The 16,810-nt window shown below is 67.6% G+C and carries 12 protein-coding genes and 1 tRNA gene; 3 read left to right on the top strand and 10 right to left on the bottom strand.

The features are described 5' to 3' along the window. Window positions 1–221: 221 nt before the first annotated feature. The 9 genes from ABZ070_RS14015 to ABZ070_RS13975 form a co-directional block, all read right to left on the bottom strand. On the bottom strand, window positions 222–4,127 hold the full coding sequence (locus ABZ070_RS14015) for a DNA-directed RNA polymerase subunit beta' (protein WP_356633370.1): 3,906 nt from the start codon (window positions 4,125–4,127) through the stop codon (window positions 222–224). A gap of 132 nt (window positions 4,128–4,259) precedes the next feature. Next, window positions 4,260–7,742 carry a DNA-directed RNA polymerase subunit beta gene (rpoB, locus tag ABZ070_RS14010; protein WP_356633368.1) on the bottom strand — a complete coding sequence of 1,161 codons (3,483 nt, stop codon included), beginning with the start codon at window positions 7,740–7,742 and terminating at the stop codon, window positions 4,260–4,262. 554 nt (window positions 7,743–8,296) lie between these two features. Further along, window positions 8,297–8,680, bottom strand: coding sequence for a 50S ribosomal protein L7/L12 (rplL, locus tag ABZ070_RS14005; RefSeq protein ID WP_356599695.1), 384 nt, complete (start codon window positions 8,678–8,680; stop codon window positions 8,297–8,299). A 111-nt stretch (window positions 8,681–8,791) separates the two neighbouring features. Then, window positions 8,792–9,322 carry a 50S ribosomal protein L10 gene (gene rplJ / locus ABZ070_RS14000; RefSeq protein WP_356633366.1) on the bottom strand — a complete coding sequence of 177 codons (531 nt, stop codon included), beginning with the start codon at window positions 9,320–9,322 and terminating at the stop codon, window positions 8,792–8,794. 513 nt (window positions 9,323–9,835) lie between these two features. Beyond that, window positions 9,836–10,564, bottom strand: coding sequence for a 50S ribosomal protein L1 (gene rplA, locus ABZ070_RS13995; RefSeq protein WP_356633364.1), 729 nt, complete (start codon window positions 10,562–10,564; stop codon window positions 9,836–9,838). Window positions 10,565–10,640: 76 nt separating this feature from the next. Next, window positions 10,641–11,075, bottom strand: a complete 435-nt coding sequence (rplK, locus tag ABZ070_RS13990) for a 50S ribosomal protein L11 (protein WP_356633362.1) — start codon at window positions 11,073–11,075, stop codon at window positions 10,641–10,643. A gap of 167 nt (window positions 11,076–11,242) precedes the next feature. After that, window positions 11,243–12,157, bottom strand: coding sequence for a transcription termination/antitermination protein NusG (gene nusG / locus ABZ070_RS13985; protein ID WP_356633360.1), 915 nt, complete (start codon window positions 12,155–12,157; stop codon window positions 11,243–11,245). A gap of 74 nt (window positions 12,158–12,231) precedes the next feature. After that, on the bottom strand, window positions 12,232–12,519 hold the full coding sequence (gene secE / locus ABZ070_RS13980) for a preprotein translocase subunit SecE (RefSeq protein WP_356633358.1): 288 nt from the start codon (window positions 12,517–12,519) through the stop codon (window positions 12,232–12,234). 112 nt (window positions 12,520–12,631) lie between these two features. Continuing rightward, a tRNA-Trp gene (locus ABZ070_RS13975) sits at window positions 12,632–12,704 on the bottom strand. A 251-nt stretch (window positions 12,705–12,955) separates the two neighbouring features. On the opposite strand from ABZ070_RS13975, the gene ABZ070_RS13970 reads away from it, so the two are divergent. Continuing rightward, window positions 12,956–14,182 (top strand): pyridoxal phosphate-dependent aminotransferase, encoded by a 1,227-nt coding sequence (locus tag ABZ070_RS13970; protein ID WP_356633356.1) that lies wholly within the window; start codon window positions 12,956–12,958, stop codon window positions 14,180–14,182. Window positions 14,183–14,301: 119 nt separating this feature from the next. Further along, on the top strand, window positions 14,302–15,366 hold the full coding sequence (locus ABZ070_RS13965) for an adenosine deaminase (protein ID WP_356633354.1): 1,065 nt from the start codon (window positions 14,302–14,304) through the stop codon (window positions 15,364–15,366). Window positions 15,367–15,471: 105 nt separating this feature from the next. Here the strand turns inward: ABZ070_RS13965 and ABZ070_RS13960 are convergent, their stop codons facing one another. Beyond that, window positions 15,472–16,071 carry a helix-turn-helix domain-containing protein gene (locus ABZ070_RS13960; RefSeq protein WP_356633352.1) on the bottom strand — a complete coding sequence of 200 codons (600 nt, stop codon included), beginning with the start codon at window positions 16,069–16,071 and terminating at the stop codon, window positions 15,472–15,474. 90 nt (window positions 16,072–16,161) lie between these two features. Here ABZ070_RS13960 and ABZ070_RS13955 point away from each other — a divergent pair, with 90 nt between their 5' ends. Continuing rightward, window positions 16,162–16,794, top strand: a complete 633-nt coding sequence (locus ABZ070_RS13955; RefSeq protein WP_356633350.1) for an NAD(P)H-binding protein — start codon at window positions 16,162–16,164, stop codon at window positions 16,792–16,794. The last annotated feature ends 16 nt before the right edge of the window (window positions 16,795–16,810 follow it).

The following is a 16,810-nucleotide window of genomic DNA, read 5'->3' as shown; positions in this document are numbered from 1 at the left end:
AATAAATAATTAGTTTTTTTTTTTTTTGTTTTTTTTGTTTCTTGGTTGTTTTTTTTTTTTGGGGGGGGGGGGTTTCGTTCCCCCGGGGGGGGGGGGCCGGGGCGGCTGCCGGGACCGCGCGGCCTCAGCCGGCCGTGGCCGGGCGCCGCCACACCGCACCGCTCCCTGCGAACGCCGGAGGGGCGGCCACCCATGGGGTGACCGCCCTTCCTCACGCACTCCTACTGGTTGTACGGACCGTAGTCGTAGTCCTCCAGCGGAACGGCCTGGCCGGAGCCCGTGCCGAACGGCGAGTAGTCGATGTCGTCGTAGCCGACGGCCGAGTACATCGCGGCCTTGGCCTCCTCGGTCGGCTCGACCCGGATGTTGCGGTAGCGGGACAGGCCCGTACCGGCCGGGATGAGCTTACCGATGATGACGTTCTCCTTGAGGCCGATCAGGGAGTCGGACTTGGCGTTGATCGCCGCGTCCGTCAGAACCCTGGTGGTCTCCTGGAAGGACGCCGCCGACAGCCACGACTCGGTCGCCAGCGAGGCCTTGGTGATACCCATCAGCTGCGGACGGCCGGAGGCGGGGTGACCGCCCTCGGTGACCACACGACGGTTCTCGGTCTCGAACTTCGAACGCTCGACCAGCTCGCCCGGCAGCAGCTCCGCGTCGCCGGACTCGATGATCGTCACACGGCGCAGCATCTGCCGGATGATGATCTCGATGTGCTTGTCGTGGATCGACACACCCTGCGAGTTGTAGACCTTCTGGACCTCGCCGACCAGGTGGACCTGGACCGCGCGCTGACCGAGGATCCGCAGCACGTCGTGCGGGTTGGTGGCACCCACGGTGAGCTTCTGGCCCACCTCGACGTGGTCGCCCTCGCCGACCAGCAGACGGGCACGCTTCGAGATCGGGAACGCCGTCTCGTCGCTGCCGTCGTCCGGGGTGACGACGATCTTCTTGGTCTTCTCGGTCTCCTCGATACGGATGCGGCCGGCCGCCTCCGAGATCGGGGCGACACCCTTGGGCGTACGAGCCTCGAAGAGCTCGACGACACGGGGCAGACCCTGGGTGATGTCGTCACCGGCCACACCACCGGTGTGGAAGGTACGCATCGTCAGCTGCGTACCGGGCTCACCGATGGACTGGGCGGCGATGATGCCGACCGCCTCACCGATGTCGACCAGCTTGCCGGTGGCGAGCGAACGGCCGTAGCAGTACGCACAGGTGCCGACAGCGGACTCACAGGTCAGGACCGAGCGGGTCTTGACCTCCTCGACGCCGGCCGCGACGACCGCGTCGATGAGCACGTCGCCCAGGTCGACGTTGGCAGGCGCGATGACCTTGCCGTCGACGACGACGTCCTCGGCGAGCATGCGGGCGTACACGGAGGTCTCGACGTCCTCCGCCTTGCGCAGCACACCGTCGGCGCCGCGCTCGGCGATCCGCAGCTTGAGACCGCGGTCGGTGCCGCAGTCCTCTTCGCGGATGATGACGTCCTGCGAGACGTCCACCAGACGACGGGTGAGGTAACCCGAGTCGGCGGTACGCAGAGCGGTGTCCGCCAGACCCTTACGGGCACCGTGCGTGGAGATGAAGTACTCCAGCACGGACAGACCCTCGCGGAAGGACGCCTTGATCGGACGCGGGATGGTCTCGTTCTTGGCGTTCGACACCAGACCACGCATACCGGCGATCTGACGCATCTGCATCATGTTTCCACGAGCACCCGAGTTGACCATCATGAAGATGGGGTTGGTCTTCGGGAAGTTCGCGTTCATCGCCTCGGCAACCTCGTTGGTCGCCTTGGTCCAGATCGCGATGAGCTCCTGGGTGCGCTCGTCCTTGGTGATCAGACCGCGCTCGTACTGCTTCTGGACCTTCTCGTCCTGCTCCTCGTAGCCCTTGACGATCGCCTTCTTCGCCTCGGGAACGACGACGTCGGAGATGGCCACGGTGACACCGGAACGGGTCGCCCAGTAGAAGCCGGCCGCCTTCAGGTTGTCGAGCGTCGCCGCCACGATGACCTTGGGGTAGCGCTCGGCGAGGTCGTTGACGATCTCGGAGAGCTGCTTCTTGCCCACCGAGTAGTCGACGAACGGGTAGTCCTCGGGCAGCAGCTCGTTGAAGAGCGCGCGGCCCAGGGTCGTGCGCAGACGGAACGAGTCCCCCTGCTGCCACGTGCCCTCGCCGGCCTCGTCCTCGTCCGCCGGAGGCGTCCAGCCGCGCGGCGGGATGGTGCCGACCGGGAAGCGGATGTCGATCTTCGCCTGGAGCGAGAGCTCCCGGGCGTCGAACGCCATGATCGCCTCGGCGGTGGAACCGAAGGACCGGCCCTCGCCGATGACCTCGCGCTCCTCCTCGTCCGTGGTGAGGAAGAAGAGGCCCAGCACCATGTCCTGGGTCGGCATGGTCACCGGACGGCCGTCGGCCGGCTTGAGGATGTTGTTCGAGGACAGCATCAGGATGCGGGCCTCGGCCTGCGCCTCCGCGGACAGCGGCAGGTGCACGGCCATCTGGTCACCGTCGAAGTCCGCGTTGAACGCGGTGCAGACGAGCGGGTGGATCTGGATGGCCTTGCCCTCGACCAGCTGCGGCTCGAAGGCCTGGATGCCGAGGCGGTGCAGGGTGGGCGCACGGTTCAGCAGCACCGGGTGCTCGGCGATGACCTCTTCGAGGACGTCGTACACGACCGTGCGGCCACGCTCGACCATGCGCTTGGCCGACTTGATGTTCTGCGCGTGGTTCAGGTCGACCAGGCGCTTCATCACGAACGGCTTGAAGAGCTCCAGCGCCATGGCCTTGGGCAGGCCGCACTGGTGCAGCTTGAGCTGCGGGCCGACGACGATGACGGAACGCGCCGAGTAGTCGACTCGCTTACCGAGCAGGTTCTGACGGAAGCGGCCCTGCTTGCCCTTCAGCATGTCGCTGAGGGACTTCAGCGGACGGTTGCCGGGGCCCGTGACCGGGCGACCACGACGGCCGTTGTCGAAGAGGGCGTCGACCGCCTCCTGGAGCATCCGCTTCTCGTTGTTCACGATGATCTCGGGAGCACCGAGGTCGAGCAGACGCTTCAGACGGTTGTTGCGGTTGATCACACGGCGGTACAGGTCGTTCAGGTCGGAGGTCGCGAAGCGGCCACCGTCCAGCTGCACCATCGGACGCAGGTCCGGCGGGATGACCGGCACGCAGTCGAGCACCATGCCCTTGGGGCTGTTGGACGTCTGCAGGAACGCGGAGACGACCTTGAGGCGCTTGAGCGCACGGGTCTTCTTCTGGCCCTTGCCGGTACGGATGATCTCGCGGAGACGCTCGGCCTCCTCGTCGAGGTCGAAGGACTCCAGGCGCTTCTGCAGCGCCGCGGCACCCATCGAACCGTCGAAGTACGTGCCGAAGCGGTCACGCAGCTCGCGGTAGAGCAGCTCGTCGCCCTCGAGGTCCTGGACCTTGAGGTTCTTGAAGCGGTTCCACACCTCGTCGAGACGGTCGATCTCGCGCTGGGCACGGTCGCGCAGCTGCTTCATCTCACGCTCGGCGCCCTCGCGCACCTTGCGGCGCACGTCGGCCTTGGCGCCCTCGGCCTCGAGCTCGGCCAGGTCGGTCTCGAGCTTCTTGGCGCGGGCCTCGAGGTCGGCGTCGCGGCGGTTCTCGACCTGCTGGCGCTCGACGGAGACGTGGGCCTCCAGCGAGGGCAGGTCACGCGTGCGGCGCTCCTCGTCCACGAACGTGATCATGTAAGCGGCGAAGTAGATGACCTTCTCGAGGTCCTTCGGCGCCAGGTCCAGCAGGTAGCCGAGGCGCGACGGGACGCCCTTGAAGTACCAGATGTGGGTGACGGGAGCGGCAAGCTCGATGTGGCCCATCCGCTCACGGCGCACCTTGGCGCGTGTGACCTCGACGCCACAGCGCTCACAGATGATGCCCTTGAAGCGGACGCGCTTGTACTTGCCGCAGTAGCACTCCCAGTCCCGGGTCGGACCGAAGATCTTCTCGCAGAAGAGTCCGTCCTTCTCGGGCTTGAGCGTGCGGTAGTTGATGGTCTCGGGCTTCTTGACCTCGCCGTGGGACCAGGTCCGGATGTCGTCCGCGGTGGCCAGGCCGATCCGCAGCTCGTCGAAGAAGTTGACGTCGAGCACTGTGCGTCAATCCCTCTTTCGGGGTCGTGTCTCAATCAAGTGGTCTGATGGGGGTCCCTCCACGCCCGTGGGGCGTAGGGGGAGGGTCCGGGGACGACCGGGGCTCCTTGGTGGGAGCCCCGGCCAGGCCCGTCAGACCTCTTCGACGCTGCTCGGCTCGCGCCGGGACAGGTCGATACCGAGCTCCTCCGCAGCGCGGAAGACGTCCTCGTCCGTGTCGCGCATCTCGATGGACATACCGTCCGACGAGAGCACCTCCACGTTGAGGCAGAGCGACTGCATTTCCTTGATGAGCACCTTGAAGGACTCGGGAATGCCGGGCTCGGGGATGTTCTCGCCCTTGACGATGGCCTCGTAGACCTTCACGCGGCCGGTCACGTCGTCGGACTTGATCGTCAGCAGCTCCTGGAGCGCGTAGGCGGCGCCGTACGCCTCCAGCGCCCACACCTCCATCTCACCGAATCGCTGGCCACCGAACTGGGCCTTACCACCCAGCGGCTGCTGGGTGATCATCGAGTAGGGACCGGTCGAACGGGCGTGGAGCTTGTCGTCGACCAGGTGGTGGAGCTTGAGGATGTACATGTACCCGACCGAGATCGGGTCCGGGAACGGCTCGCCGGAGCGGCCGTCGAACAGGTTGGCCTTGCCGGAGGGCTGGACCATCCGGTTGCCGTCGCGGTTCGGGATCGTGGACTCGAAGAGACCGGCGATCTCGTCCTCGCGGGCGCCGTCGAAGACCGGGGTGGCGACGTTCGTGCCGGGCGCGACGTCGTCGGCGCCGATGGCCTGCAGACGCTGCATCCACTCCTCGCTGCCCTCGACCTTCCAGCCCTGGCTGGCGAGCCAGCCGAGGTGGATCTCGAGGACCTGTCCCGGGTTCATTCGGGACGGGACACCCAGCGGGTTGAGGATGATGTCGACCGGGGTGCCGTCCTCCAGGAACGGCATGTCCTCGATCGGCAGGATCTTCGAGATGACGCCCTTGTTGCCGTGACGGCCGGCGAGCTTGTCACCGTCGGTGATCTTGCGCTTCTGGGCGACGTAGACGCGGACCAGCTGGTTCACGCCCGGAGGAAGCTCGTCGCCCTCCTCACGGTCGAAGACGCGGACGCCGATGACCTTGCCGGTCTCGCCGTGCGGCACCTTCAGCGAGGTGTCACGGACCTCGCGCGCCTTCTCACCGAAGATCGCGCGGAGCAGACGCTCCTCGGGGGTCAGCTCGGTCTCGCCCTTGGGCGTGACCTTGCCGACGAGGATGTCGCCGGCGACGACCTCGGCACCGATGCGGATGATGCCGCGCTCGTCGAGGTCGGCGAGGACCTCCTCGGAGACGTTCGGGATGTCCCGGGTGATCTCCTCGGGGCCGAGCTTGGTGTCACGGGCGTCGACCTCGTGCTCCTCGATGTGGATCGAGGAGAGGACGTCGTCCTGCACGAGGCGCTGCGACAGGATGATCGCGTCCTCGTAGTTGTGACCCTCCCACGGCATGAACGCCACGAGCAGGTTCTTGCCGAGCGCCATCTCACCGTTCTCGGTGGCGGGGCCGTCGGCGAGGACCTGGCCCTCGATGACGCGGTCGCCCTCGGAGACGACGACCTTCTGGTTGACCGAGGTGCCCTGGTTGGAGCGGGAGAACTTCGCGATGCGGTACGTGGTGTACGTGCCGTCGTCGTTCGCGACGGTGACGTAGTCGGCCGAAACCTCCTGGATCACACCGTCCTTCTCCGCCTTGATGACGTCGCCTGCGTCGGTGGCGCAGCGGTACTCCATGCCGGTGCCGACGAGCGGGGCCTCCGCCTTGATGAGCGGAACGGCCTGACGCATCATGTTCGCGCCCATGAGGGCACGGTTGGCGTCGTCGTGCTCGAGGAACGGGATCATGGCCGTCGCGACCGACACCATCTGGCGCGGCGAGACGTCCATGTAGTCGACCTCGGCCGGCGGCACGTAGTCGACCTCGCCACCACGGCGGCGGACCAGGACGCGGGCCTCGGTGAACCGGAGCTCGTCGTTCAGGGTCGCGTTCGCCTGGGCGATGACGAAGCGGTCCTCCTCGTCGGCGGTCAGGTAGTCCACCTCGTCGGTGACCTGGCCGTCGGTGACCTTGCGGTACGGCGTCTCGACGAAGCCGAACGCGTTGACCCGGCCGTAGGAGGCGAGCGAGCCGATCAGACCGATGTTCGGGCCTTCAGGGGTCTCGATCGGGCACATGCGGCCGTAGTGCGACGGGTGCACGTCACGGACCTCGAAGCCGGCCCGCTCACGGGAGAGACCACCCGGGCCGAGCGCCGAGAGACGGCGCTTGTGGGTGAGACCCGACAGCGGGTTGTTCTGGTCCATGAACTGCGACAGCTGGCTGGTGCCGAAGAACTCCTTGATGGAGGCGACGACCGGCCGGATGTTGATCAGGGTCTGCGGCGTGATCGCCTCGACGTCCTGGGTCGTCATGCGCTCACGCACGACGCGCTCCATACGAGCCAGACCCGTGCGGACCTGGTTCTGGATGAGCTCGCCGACGTTGCGCAGACGACGGTTGCCGAAGTGGTCGATGTCGTCGGTCTCGACGACGATCTGCGTGCCGGACTCGCCAACGGTCTCGGTCTCGCCGGCGTGCAGCTTGACCAGGTACTTGATGGTGGCGATGACGTCGTCGGTGGTGAGCACCCCGGCGTCCAGCGGCTCGTCGGCGCCGAGCTTCTTGTTCACCTTGTAGCGGCCGACCTTGGCGAGGTCGTAGCGCTTCGGGTTGAAGTAGAGGTTCTCGAGCAGCGTCTGAGCGGCCTCACGCGTCGGCGGCTCGCCCGGGCGGAGCTTGCGGTAGATGTCGAGCAGCGCGTCGTCCTGGCCCTGGGTGTGGTCCTTCTCCAGGGTGGCGCGCATGGACTCGTACTCGCCGAACTCCTCAAGGATCTGCTCGGTGGTCCAACCGAGAGCCTTGAGCAGGACGGTGACGGACTGCTTGCGCTTGCGGTCGATGCGGACACCGACCATGTCGCGCTTGTCGATCTCCATCTCCAGCCAGGCACCCCGGGACGGGATGATCTTGGCGGTGAAGATGTCCTTGTCGGACGTCTTGTCGATGGAGGAGTCGAAGTAGACACCCGGCGAGCGGACGAGCTGCGACACGACGACACGCTCGGTGCCGTTGATGACGAAGGTGCCCTTGTTGGTCATGAGCGGGAAGTCGCCCATGAAGACCGTCTGGGACTTGATCTCGCCGGTCTCGTTGTTGGTGAACTCGGCGGTGACGAAGAGCGGGGCGGCGTACGTGAAGTCGCGCTCCTTGCACTCGTCGATCGAGTTCTTCGGAGGCTCGAAGCGGTGGTCGCGGAAGGTCAGCGACATCGACCCGGAGAAGTCCTCGATCGGGGAGATCTCCTCGAAGATCTCCTCCAGACCGGACTTGGTGGGGACGTCCTGTCCGCTTTCGAGAGCCGCCTCGACACGAGCCTTCCATGCGGCATTGCCGAGCAGCCAGTCAAAGCTCTCGGTCTGCAGCGCGAGGAGGTTCGGAACCTCGAGGGGCTCCTTGATCTTTGCAAAGGAGATGCGCAGCGGGGCAGTGCTTGCGCCGTTGTTCGTATTCGCGGTCGAGGCGTTGCGCGAGGCGGCCAAGAGGGGGTCCTTCCGAGGGCTCGGACTCACTACGCGCGTACCGGTCCCATGCTGTGCACGGAGGAGAAGCCCCAGCTGGGGGACGTCTGCATCCGATGCTCAAACGTGGGCATGCCCCTGGTGACGGGCAGGAGGCAGCTAACAGGCAGCGCAAAGGGTCAGTGTAGCCACTCGGCACACTGATGTCCAGTGCGGGTTTTCGAGACCCTCGATACCCTCGTTTTTCTCAACTCCGCGAACCCCATGCGCCGTGAGGCGCACATCGATACTGCCCGTTCGGTCGTCGATCCATGCCTCGGAACCTGGATCGTCTCGACGACGCGTCCTGAGAATTGCGCGCTGCGTGCGGTTCGTCAAGGCCCCCTGCCCCTGAGCTGCTGCTCCGGGACCCTCGTCGGCCGCCGCGAGGGGGCGCACGGCGAAGATCACCATACTCGCCGCCGTCCGGAGAGCAAGGCAAGCCGGGCGGGCACGCCGAAGGGCGACCACCCGCTTGGGTGATCGCCCTTCAGTGTGTGCGCGTTACAGCGCGGGAGTCAGCGGACTCCGTGGGGTCACTTGACCTCGACGGAGGCGCCGGCGGCCTTGAGGGACTCGGCAGCCTTCTCCGCGGCCTCCTTGGCGACCTTCTCGAGGACCGGCTTCGGGGTGCCGTCGACGAGGTCCTTGGCCTCCTTCAGACCCAGGGAGGTCAGCTCGCGCACGACCTTGATGACCTGGATCTTCTTCTCGCCGGCGCCGGTGAGGATGACGTCGAACTCGTCCTGCTCCTCAGCAGCCTCGGGGGCAGCGCCACCCTGGGCGGGGCCGGCAACGGCGACGGCCGCGGCGGCGGTGACGTCGAACTTCTCCTCGAAGGCCTTCACGAACTCGGAGAGCTCGATGAGGGTCATCTCCTCGAACTGCGCGAGCAGGTCGTCCTGGGACAGCTTCGCCATGATGGCGTCCTTCCACTAATTCGGCAGGTGCCGGATGTACATGTAGGCGGGCGTACGTTCGGCCCGCTGCGACCGTCGCCCTAGTGGGCGCCGATCAATGCGCGAGCCGAATTACTCGGCACCGCCCTGCTCGGCCTGCTTGGCACGAAGCGCCTCCGCGGTGCGGACGAACTTCGAGGGAAGCGCCTGGAAGAGCTGAGCAGTCTGGGTCTGCTTGCCCTTGAAGGCGCCCGCCAGCTTGGCGAGCAGAACCTCGCGGGACTCGAGGTCCGCAAGCTTCTTGATCTCATCGGCGGACAGCGCCTTGCCGTCAAGGACACCGCCCTTGATGATCAGGTTCGGGTTCTCCTTGGCGAAGTCACGAAGACCCTTCGCCGACTCCACCGGGTCACCGGTGATGAAGGCAACCGCCGTCGGACCAGTGAACTGGTCGTCGAGCGAGGTGATCCCGGCCTCGTTGGCCGCAATCTTGGTCAGCGTGTTCTTCACCACGGCGTACTGGGCGTTCTCACCGAGCGAACGACGCAGCGTCTTCAGCTGCGCCACGGTGAGACCCCGGTACTCGGTCAGCACGGCGGCGTTCGAGCTGCGGAACTGGTCCGCGAGCTCGGCTACCGCGGCAGCCTTGTCGGGCCTTGCCATGAGCGTCGGCCTCCTTCCGGGTGATGAGGACCGCTCAGAAGGGGCTGAACAAAACGAAACGCCCCGGCGCAGGCGCACGGGGCTGAGCTCGACCGGAATCGCTTCCGGGAACTTGTCCAGAGTCACCTGCGCGGGTCGTCCGCTGCTGAGCGGATCCTTCGGCCACCGGACCCTCGGAAGGAGAGCACGGCAACGACCAGCGGTCTTTGGCTTCCTCGGAAGAGTACGCGACCGTATCGCCGCCAGGCAAATCCGCCCTTACGCCCTCCCGGGTGCCGCCGCTCGCCGGGAGCGGCACCTGGGCGCATCTGCCTCCCCCGGCCGTCATGGGCCCCGCGTCGGCCCCCTGTGCGGCCCCCTCGCGGCTCGCCCCGGGCACGAGCGCCGGCGCCCCAGCCGGGGCCGACGCAGCGCGGAGGGTCGCAGCGGGAACGGGAACGGCCCCCGCGGCCTCGAAAGAGGCGCGGGGGCCGTTCTCATCACACGCGGACCGGCAGGCCCTGAGCGTCAGGCTCAGACAGCCGCCGGGTCCTCCTCGACGAGGAGGTTGCGGGTGCGGTTGGAGTCCAGCGGGATGCCGGGGCCCATCGTCGTGGTCAGGGTCGCCTTCTTGATGTAGCGGCCCTTCGCGGCGGACGGCTTCAGACGGAGGATCTCCTCCAGCGCCGCCGCGTAGTTCTCGACCAGCTTCGTCTCGTCGAAGGAAACCTTGCCGATGATGAAGTGCAGGTTCGAGTGCTTGTCGACGCGGAACTCGATCTTGCCGCCCTTGATCTCGTTGACGGCCTTGGCGACGTCCATCGTGACGGTGCCGGTCTTCGGGTTCGGCATCAGACCACGCGGACCGAGCACGCGGCCGAGGCGGCCGACCTTGCCCATGAGGTCCGGGGTGGCGACAACCGCGTCGAACTCGTTCAGGCGGTTGCCCTTGGAGATCTCGTCGATCAGTTCGTCGGAGCCGACGATGTCGGCGCCCGCGGCTTCCGCGGCCGCAGCACGGTCACCGGTCGCGAAGACCAGGACCCGGGCGGTCTTACCGGTGCCGTGCGGAAGGTTCACGGTGCCACGGACCATCTGGTCCGCCTTGCGCGGGTCAACGCCCAGACGGAAGGCGACCTCGACAGTGCCGTCGAACTTGGTGGCGGCGGTGTCCTTGGCGAGACGGACGGCCTCGAGCGGGGCGTGGTTGCGCTCCCGGTCGACCTTGGCGTCCGCAGCGCGGAGAGTCTTGCTGCGCTTCACTTCTGCTCCTGATGTGTTGAGCGTGGAGTCGTGGTGCGGGCCAGCGCCGGCCCTACCACTGGGGGCTTGGGGGCTGTCAGCCCTCGACCGTGATGCCCATGGAACGGGCGGTGCCGGCGATGATCTTCGACGCGGCGTCCAGGTCGTTGGCGTTCAGGTCGGGCAGCTTGACCGTGGCGATCTCGCGGACCTGGGCGCTCGTGAGCTTCGCGACCTTGGTCTTGTGCGGCTCGCCGGAGCCCTTGTCCACACCCGCGGCCTTGAGGATCAGCTTGGCGGCCGGCGGAGTCTTGGTGATGAAGGTGAAGGAACGGTCCTCGTAGACCGTGATCTCCACCGGCACGACCATGCCACGCTGCGACTCGGTCGCGGCGTTGTAGGCCTTGCAGAACTCCATGATGTTGACGCCGTGCTGACCCAGGGCGGGGCCGACCGGCGGAGCCGGGTTGGCCGCGCCGGCCTGGATCTGGAGCTTGATAAGCCCCGTGACCTTCTTCTTCTTGGGAGGCATTGCTCTCTCCGGGTCCTAGTGAGAGTTATCCGCCTGCCACCCGATCATCCGGATGGAGGCATACCGCACAACGATAACGGGTATCCATGCGGGGCCAAAAACCGAGCAGGTCAGACAGCCTGCGAAAGGCGGTCTGACCTGTTCGGAAACTTGCTGTCCAGAAGCTGCTAGTTCTTCTGGATCTGGTCGAAGCTGAGCTCGACCGGGGTCTCGCGGCCGAAGATCTCGACGAGGCCCTTGACCTTCTTCGAGTCGGCGTTGATCTCGTTGATCGTGGCCTGCAGCGTGGCGAACGGGCCGTCGGTGACCGTGACCGAGTCGCCGACCTCGAAGTCCAGCACCTGGACCTCGACCTTGCGGGCCGGAGCCGGCTTGCCCTCGGCCTCGGCGGCCTCACGGGCGGCCTTCTCCTCGGCCTCCGGGGCGAGCATCTTGACGATCTCGTCCAGGGTCAGCGGGTACGGGTCGTACGCGTTGCCCACGAAGCCGGTGACACCGGGGGTGTTGCGGACGACGCCCCAGGACTCGTTCGTCAGGTCCATGCGGACGAGCACGTAGCCGGGCAGCTTGTTCTGCCGGACGTTCTTGCGCTCACCGTTCTTGATCTGGACGATCTCTTCCTCGGGGACCTCGGCCTGATAGATGAAGTCCTCGACGTTGAGCGAGACGGCACGCTGCTCGAGGTTCGCCTTCACGCGCTTCTCGTAGCCCGCGTAGGTGTGGATCACGTACCACTCACCCGGGAGGCCGCGCAGCTCGTCGCGGAGGGCCGCGATGGGGTCGGCCGGGGCGGCGGGGGCCTCTTCGGCCTGCTCCTCGGCAGCCTCGGCAGCGTCCTCGTCACCTTCGGCGGCCTCGGCGGCGTCCTCGCCACCTTCGGCGGCGTCCTCGACGTCCGCCTCGTCCTCGACGCTCTCGACGTGCAGGGCCTCTTCCTCGGCCGGCTCGCCCGCCGCGGAGTCGGCAGCCTCGGCCTGGTCCGGCTCCACAGCGTCCGCCGCCTCGACGATGTCGAGCTCGTCCTCGGCGGACTCGAAGCTCTCGCCGGAACGGTCGGCGTCGTTCAGGTTCGGGTCAGACACGGTGGCTGCTTCTTCCTGGATACAGATGGGGTGGAACATGCGAAAAGAGCGCCGAGTACGGCGCCCTCCGCGGATCAGCCGAAGACGTACTTGACTGCTTCCTGGAAGCCATAGTCAATCACGGTCACGAGGCCGATCATGATGACGACGAAGATAATCACCACTGTGGTGTACGTCGTCAGCTGATGACGAGTCGGCCAGACGACCTTGCGCAGTTCGGCGACGATCTGGCGGTAGAAGAGGGCCAGGCGACCCAGCGGGCCCTTCTTGCCGCGCTTGCCGCCCTTGCGGGCCTTCTTCTTCGACTCGGGGCTCTCGTCCTCGGCGTCAGGCATGTCGATGGAGCCTACGGCGTCCGTCACGATCTCTCACCTGATTCCCGGGTCGTGGCCGTGCCGCGCCCGGTGGAGCCGCACGGCGGTGCATAGAAGACGTACATGCGCTGCGCACACAACCTGGCGAAGGTGTGTGTAGCAGGGCCGGAGGGACTTGAACCCCCAACCGCTGGTTTTGGAGACCAGTGCTCTACCAATTGAGCTACGACCCTTTGTGGTTCCCCCAACCTACCGCATCCGTCCGGGTGCACTAAGTGCCCGGATCCGACGTGGCTGGTGAGGGCCAACAGCCAGTGAGTGTACGTGTTCCCAGGCCCGGCGTCGAACACAAAGCCCCGCGGTCCGCTTCCGACCCGTCGTACCGTCCGCTTCCGGCCGGTCGAGGATGCGGAGGGCGGCCGGAGATGTCCGGTCCGCGAAACCTGTGTGCCGCGTGTCTTCGGCGTCTGGGAGCATGGGCCGCATGAGCGCTGCAACCCCTCCCACCGAGCGCCGGGTCTCCGCGCGCATCGGCGCGATCTCCGAGTCCGCAACCCTCGCCGTCGACGCCAAGGCCAAGGCTCTCAAGGCCGCCGGGCGTCCGGTGATCGGCTTCGGCGCGGGCGAGCCCGACTTCCCGACGCCCGACTACATCGTCGAGGCCGCCGTCGAGGCCTGCCGCAACCCGAAGTTCCACCGCTACACGCCGGCGGGCGGCCTGCCCGAGTTGAAGAAGGCCATCGCCGAGAAGACGCTGCGCGACTCCGGCTACGAGGTCGACCCGGCCCAGATCCTGGTGACCAACGGCGGCAAGCAGGCGATCTACGAGGCGTTCGCCGCGATCCTGGACCCGGGTGACGAGGTCATCGTCCCGGCGCCGTACTGGACCACCTACCCGGAGTCGATCCGCCTCGCGGGCGGCGTCCCGGTCGAGGTCGTTGCGGACGAGACCACCGGTTACCGCGTCTCCGTCGAGCAGCTCGAGGCCGCGCGTACGGAGAAGACCAAGGTCGTCCTCTTCGTCTCGCCGTCCAACCCCACCGGCGCCGTCTACAGCGAGGCCGACGCCCTCGCGATCGGCGAGTGGGCCGCCGAGCACGGTCTGTGGGTGCTGACCGACGAGATCTACGAGCACCTGGTCTACGGCGACGCGAAGTTCACCTCGCTGCCCGCCCTCGTCCCGGCGCTGCGCGAGAAGTGCATCGTGGTGAACGGCGTCGCGAAGACGTACGCCATGACGGGCTGGCGCGTGGGGTGGATCATCGGCCCGAAGGACGTCGTGAAGGCGGCGACCAACCTGCAGTCGCACGCCACGTCGAACGTCTCCAACGTGGCGCAGGTCGCCGCGCTGGCCGCCGTTTCCGGCGACCTGGCCGCCGTCGCGAAGATGCGGGAGGCCTTCGACCGCCGCCGCCAGACCATCGTGCGCATGCTCAACGAGATCGACGGCGTGCTCTGCCCGACCCCCGAGGGCGCGTTCTACGCGTACCCGTCCGTGAAGGGCCTGCTGGGCAAGGAGATCCGTGGGAAGCGCCCGCAGGACTCCGTGGAGCTCGCGGCCCTGATCCTCGACGAGGTCGAGGTCGCGGTCGTTCCGGGCGAGGCCTTCGGCACCCCCGGCTACCTTCGTCTTTCGTACGCCCTGGGCGACGAGGACCTGGTCGAGGGCGTCTCCAGGATCCAGAAGCTGCTGGCCGAGGCCCGCGACTGATCCCTTCCTGTGCGGGACGGGCCTCCGGCTTCGGCCGGGGGCCCGTTTCTGCGTTCGAGCAAGGACCCGATCGGGGAAAGGGGCTGCCCGGGACGGGTTTCGTGCGGCAGGATCCCTGAATGGTGCACTCTTCAGACCCCCCGCACGTACGAGACGTCAGCCTGCTGCCGAAAGCCCATCTGCATCTGCACTTCACCGGGTCGATGCGGCCCGCCACCCTCCTGGAACTCGCCGACAAGTACGGCGTGCACCTGCCGGAGGCGCTCACCGGCGGCGAGCCGCCCAAGCTGCGCGCCACGGACGAGCGGGGCTGGTTCCGCTTCCAGCGGCTGTACGACATGGCCCGCTCCTGCCTGCGCGAACCGGAGGACATCCAGCGACTGGTGCGCGAGGCGGCGGAGGAGGACATCAACGACGGCTCGGGCTGGCTGGAGATCCAGGTCGACCCGACGTCGTACGCACCACGGCTCGGAGGTCTGATCCCGGCGCTGGAGATCATTCTCGACGCCGTGGACAGCGCCTCGCGGGAGACCGGTCTCGGGATGCGGGTGCTGGTCGCCGCGAACCGGATGAAGCATCCGCTGGACGCCCGTACGCTCGCCCGGCTCGCGGTGCGGTACGCGGACCGCGGCATCGTCGGCTTCGGCCTGTCCAACGACGAACGGCGGGGCATGGCCCGCGACTTCGACCGCGCCTTCGCGATCGCCCGTGAGGGCGGCCTGCTGGCGGCCCCGCACGGCGGCGAGCTGACCGGGCCCGCGTCCGTACGGGACTGCCTCGACGATCTGCACGCCGCCCGCATCGGCCACGGCGTGCGCGCGGCGGAGGACCCGCGTCTGCTGCGGAAGCTGGCCGAGCGCGGCGTGACGTGCGAGGTCTGCCCGGCGTCGAACGTGGCCCTCGGCGTCTACGAGAAGCCGGAGGACGTACCGCTGCGGACGCTCTACGATGCGGGCGTCCCGATGGCCCTCGGCGCGGACGACCCGCTGCTCTTCGGCTCCCGCCTCGCGGCCCAGTACGAGTTCGCCCGCCGCCACCACGGGTTCGCGGACGCCGACCTCGCCGAACTGGCCCGCCAGTCGGTGCGCGCTTCCGCAGCACCGGAGGACGTCAGGCGAAAGCTGCTCTCGGGGATCGACGACTGGCTGGCGGGGCCGGTCGTCGACGGGGCGACGGGTTGGTGAGCCAGGGCGCCTCTGAGAGGAGCTCGGGCAGCTGCTCCGACTCGGGCAGGTATTCCGGACTCGGGCGGGACACTCGGCGAGGAGCCGGCGAATCTTTCGTTTGGATCAGGCCGGGGAGATGCCGCGCAGCAGTGTGCGCGCAAGGGCCGCTGCGAAGTCGTCGAGCCGGGGCGGCTTGCCGTCCGCGGTCATCTCGTAGGCGAACGCGCGCTGTGCGCAGGCGCCGAGCAGCAGGGAGGCGGCGGCCCGGGTGTCGGCGTCGGCGCTGATACGGCCCGCGTCGCGCTCGGCGCGCAGATAGGCGTCAAGGCCCTCGATCGGCTTGTGCGGGCCCACGCCCAGCTCGCGCATGGCCGCCTCGTGGCGGCGTTTGAGCTGGGGGTCCGCGTACAGGGACGCGGCCATCGGAAAGGTCTGCTCGTAGAAGAGCGCGGCCTGCCGGGCGATGTCGGTGAGGTTCTGCTCGACGCTCGCGCCGCCGGGGTCGGCGGCCAGTGTGCCCAGCAGTGCGCCGAGTCCTGGCAACCGCTCGCCGAGCACCGTCACGAACAGCTCCTCCTTGCTGGAGAAGTGCTTGTAGAGCGCCGCCTCCGAACAGCCGGCGGCCTTGGCGATCTCCTTGGTGGTCGTGCGCGCCAGGCCGAGGGAGAGCATCAGTTCGCGGGCGGCGTCGACGATCCGTACGCGGGTCGGCTTTTGCTCCATGCGCGCTCCAGAGAGGGCTTGACGGGTGGGTGAGTACACACTCACCGTAGAGGTGAGTGAACACTTACCCACCCTAGGAGGGTGTGCACGATGAGGCTCACAGTGTTCGGCGCGACCGGCGGGATCGGCCAGGAGATCGTCAAGCAGGGACTGGCGGCCAGCCACCAGGTCACGGCCGTGGTGCGGGATCCCTCGCGGTTCACGGTGACGGGCCCGGGGCTCGAGGTCTTCCGCTCGGACCTGGCGGACCCGCAGGCGCTTTGCCCGGCCGTAGCCGGACGGGACGCTGTGCTCTCCGGTCTCGGTGCCCGGAAGAAGACCGACGCGGGGATCGCGACCAGGCTGACGCGTTCGGTACTGGAGGCGATGGAGGCCGCGGGGACCCGCCGGCTGCTCGTGGTGAGCGCGGGACCGCTCGGACCGGTTCCGGAGCGACAGCCCCTCGTCGACCGGGCCGTACTCTCCGTGGTCAAATCCGTGCTCAGGGACGTCTACGCGGATCTGCGGGTCATGGAGGACGAGCTGGCCCGCAGCGCCACCGACTGGACCTCCGTCCGGCCGCCCAGGCTGCTCGACAGGCCGCTGACCGGCAGCTACCGCACGGTTGTCGGCGGCACCCCACGCAGCGGCCGGACCATCGGCCGGGCGGACGTGGCGCACGCGATGCTCGCGATGATCGACGACCCGGCAACGCTCAAGCACGGCGTGGGCGTCGCCTACTAGGGGGCTGTCCGGTACC

Origin of the sequence: Streptomyces sp. NPDC006283 (genome assembly GCF_040613325.1) — a bacterium.
In the GTDB taxonomy this organism is placed as follows: domain Bacteria; phylum Actinomycetota; class Actinomycetes; order Streptomycetales; family Streptomycetaceae; genus Streptomyces.
The sequence above is the reverse complement of the archived record's forward strand: the minus strand, read 5'-3'. Positions and strand labels throughout refer to the sequence as shown.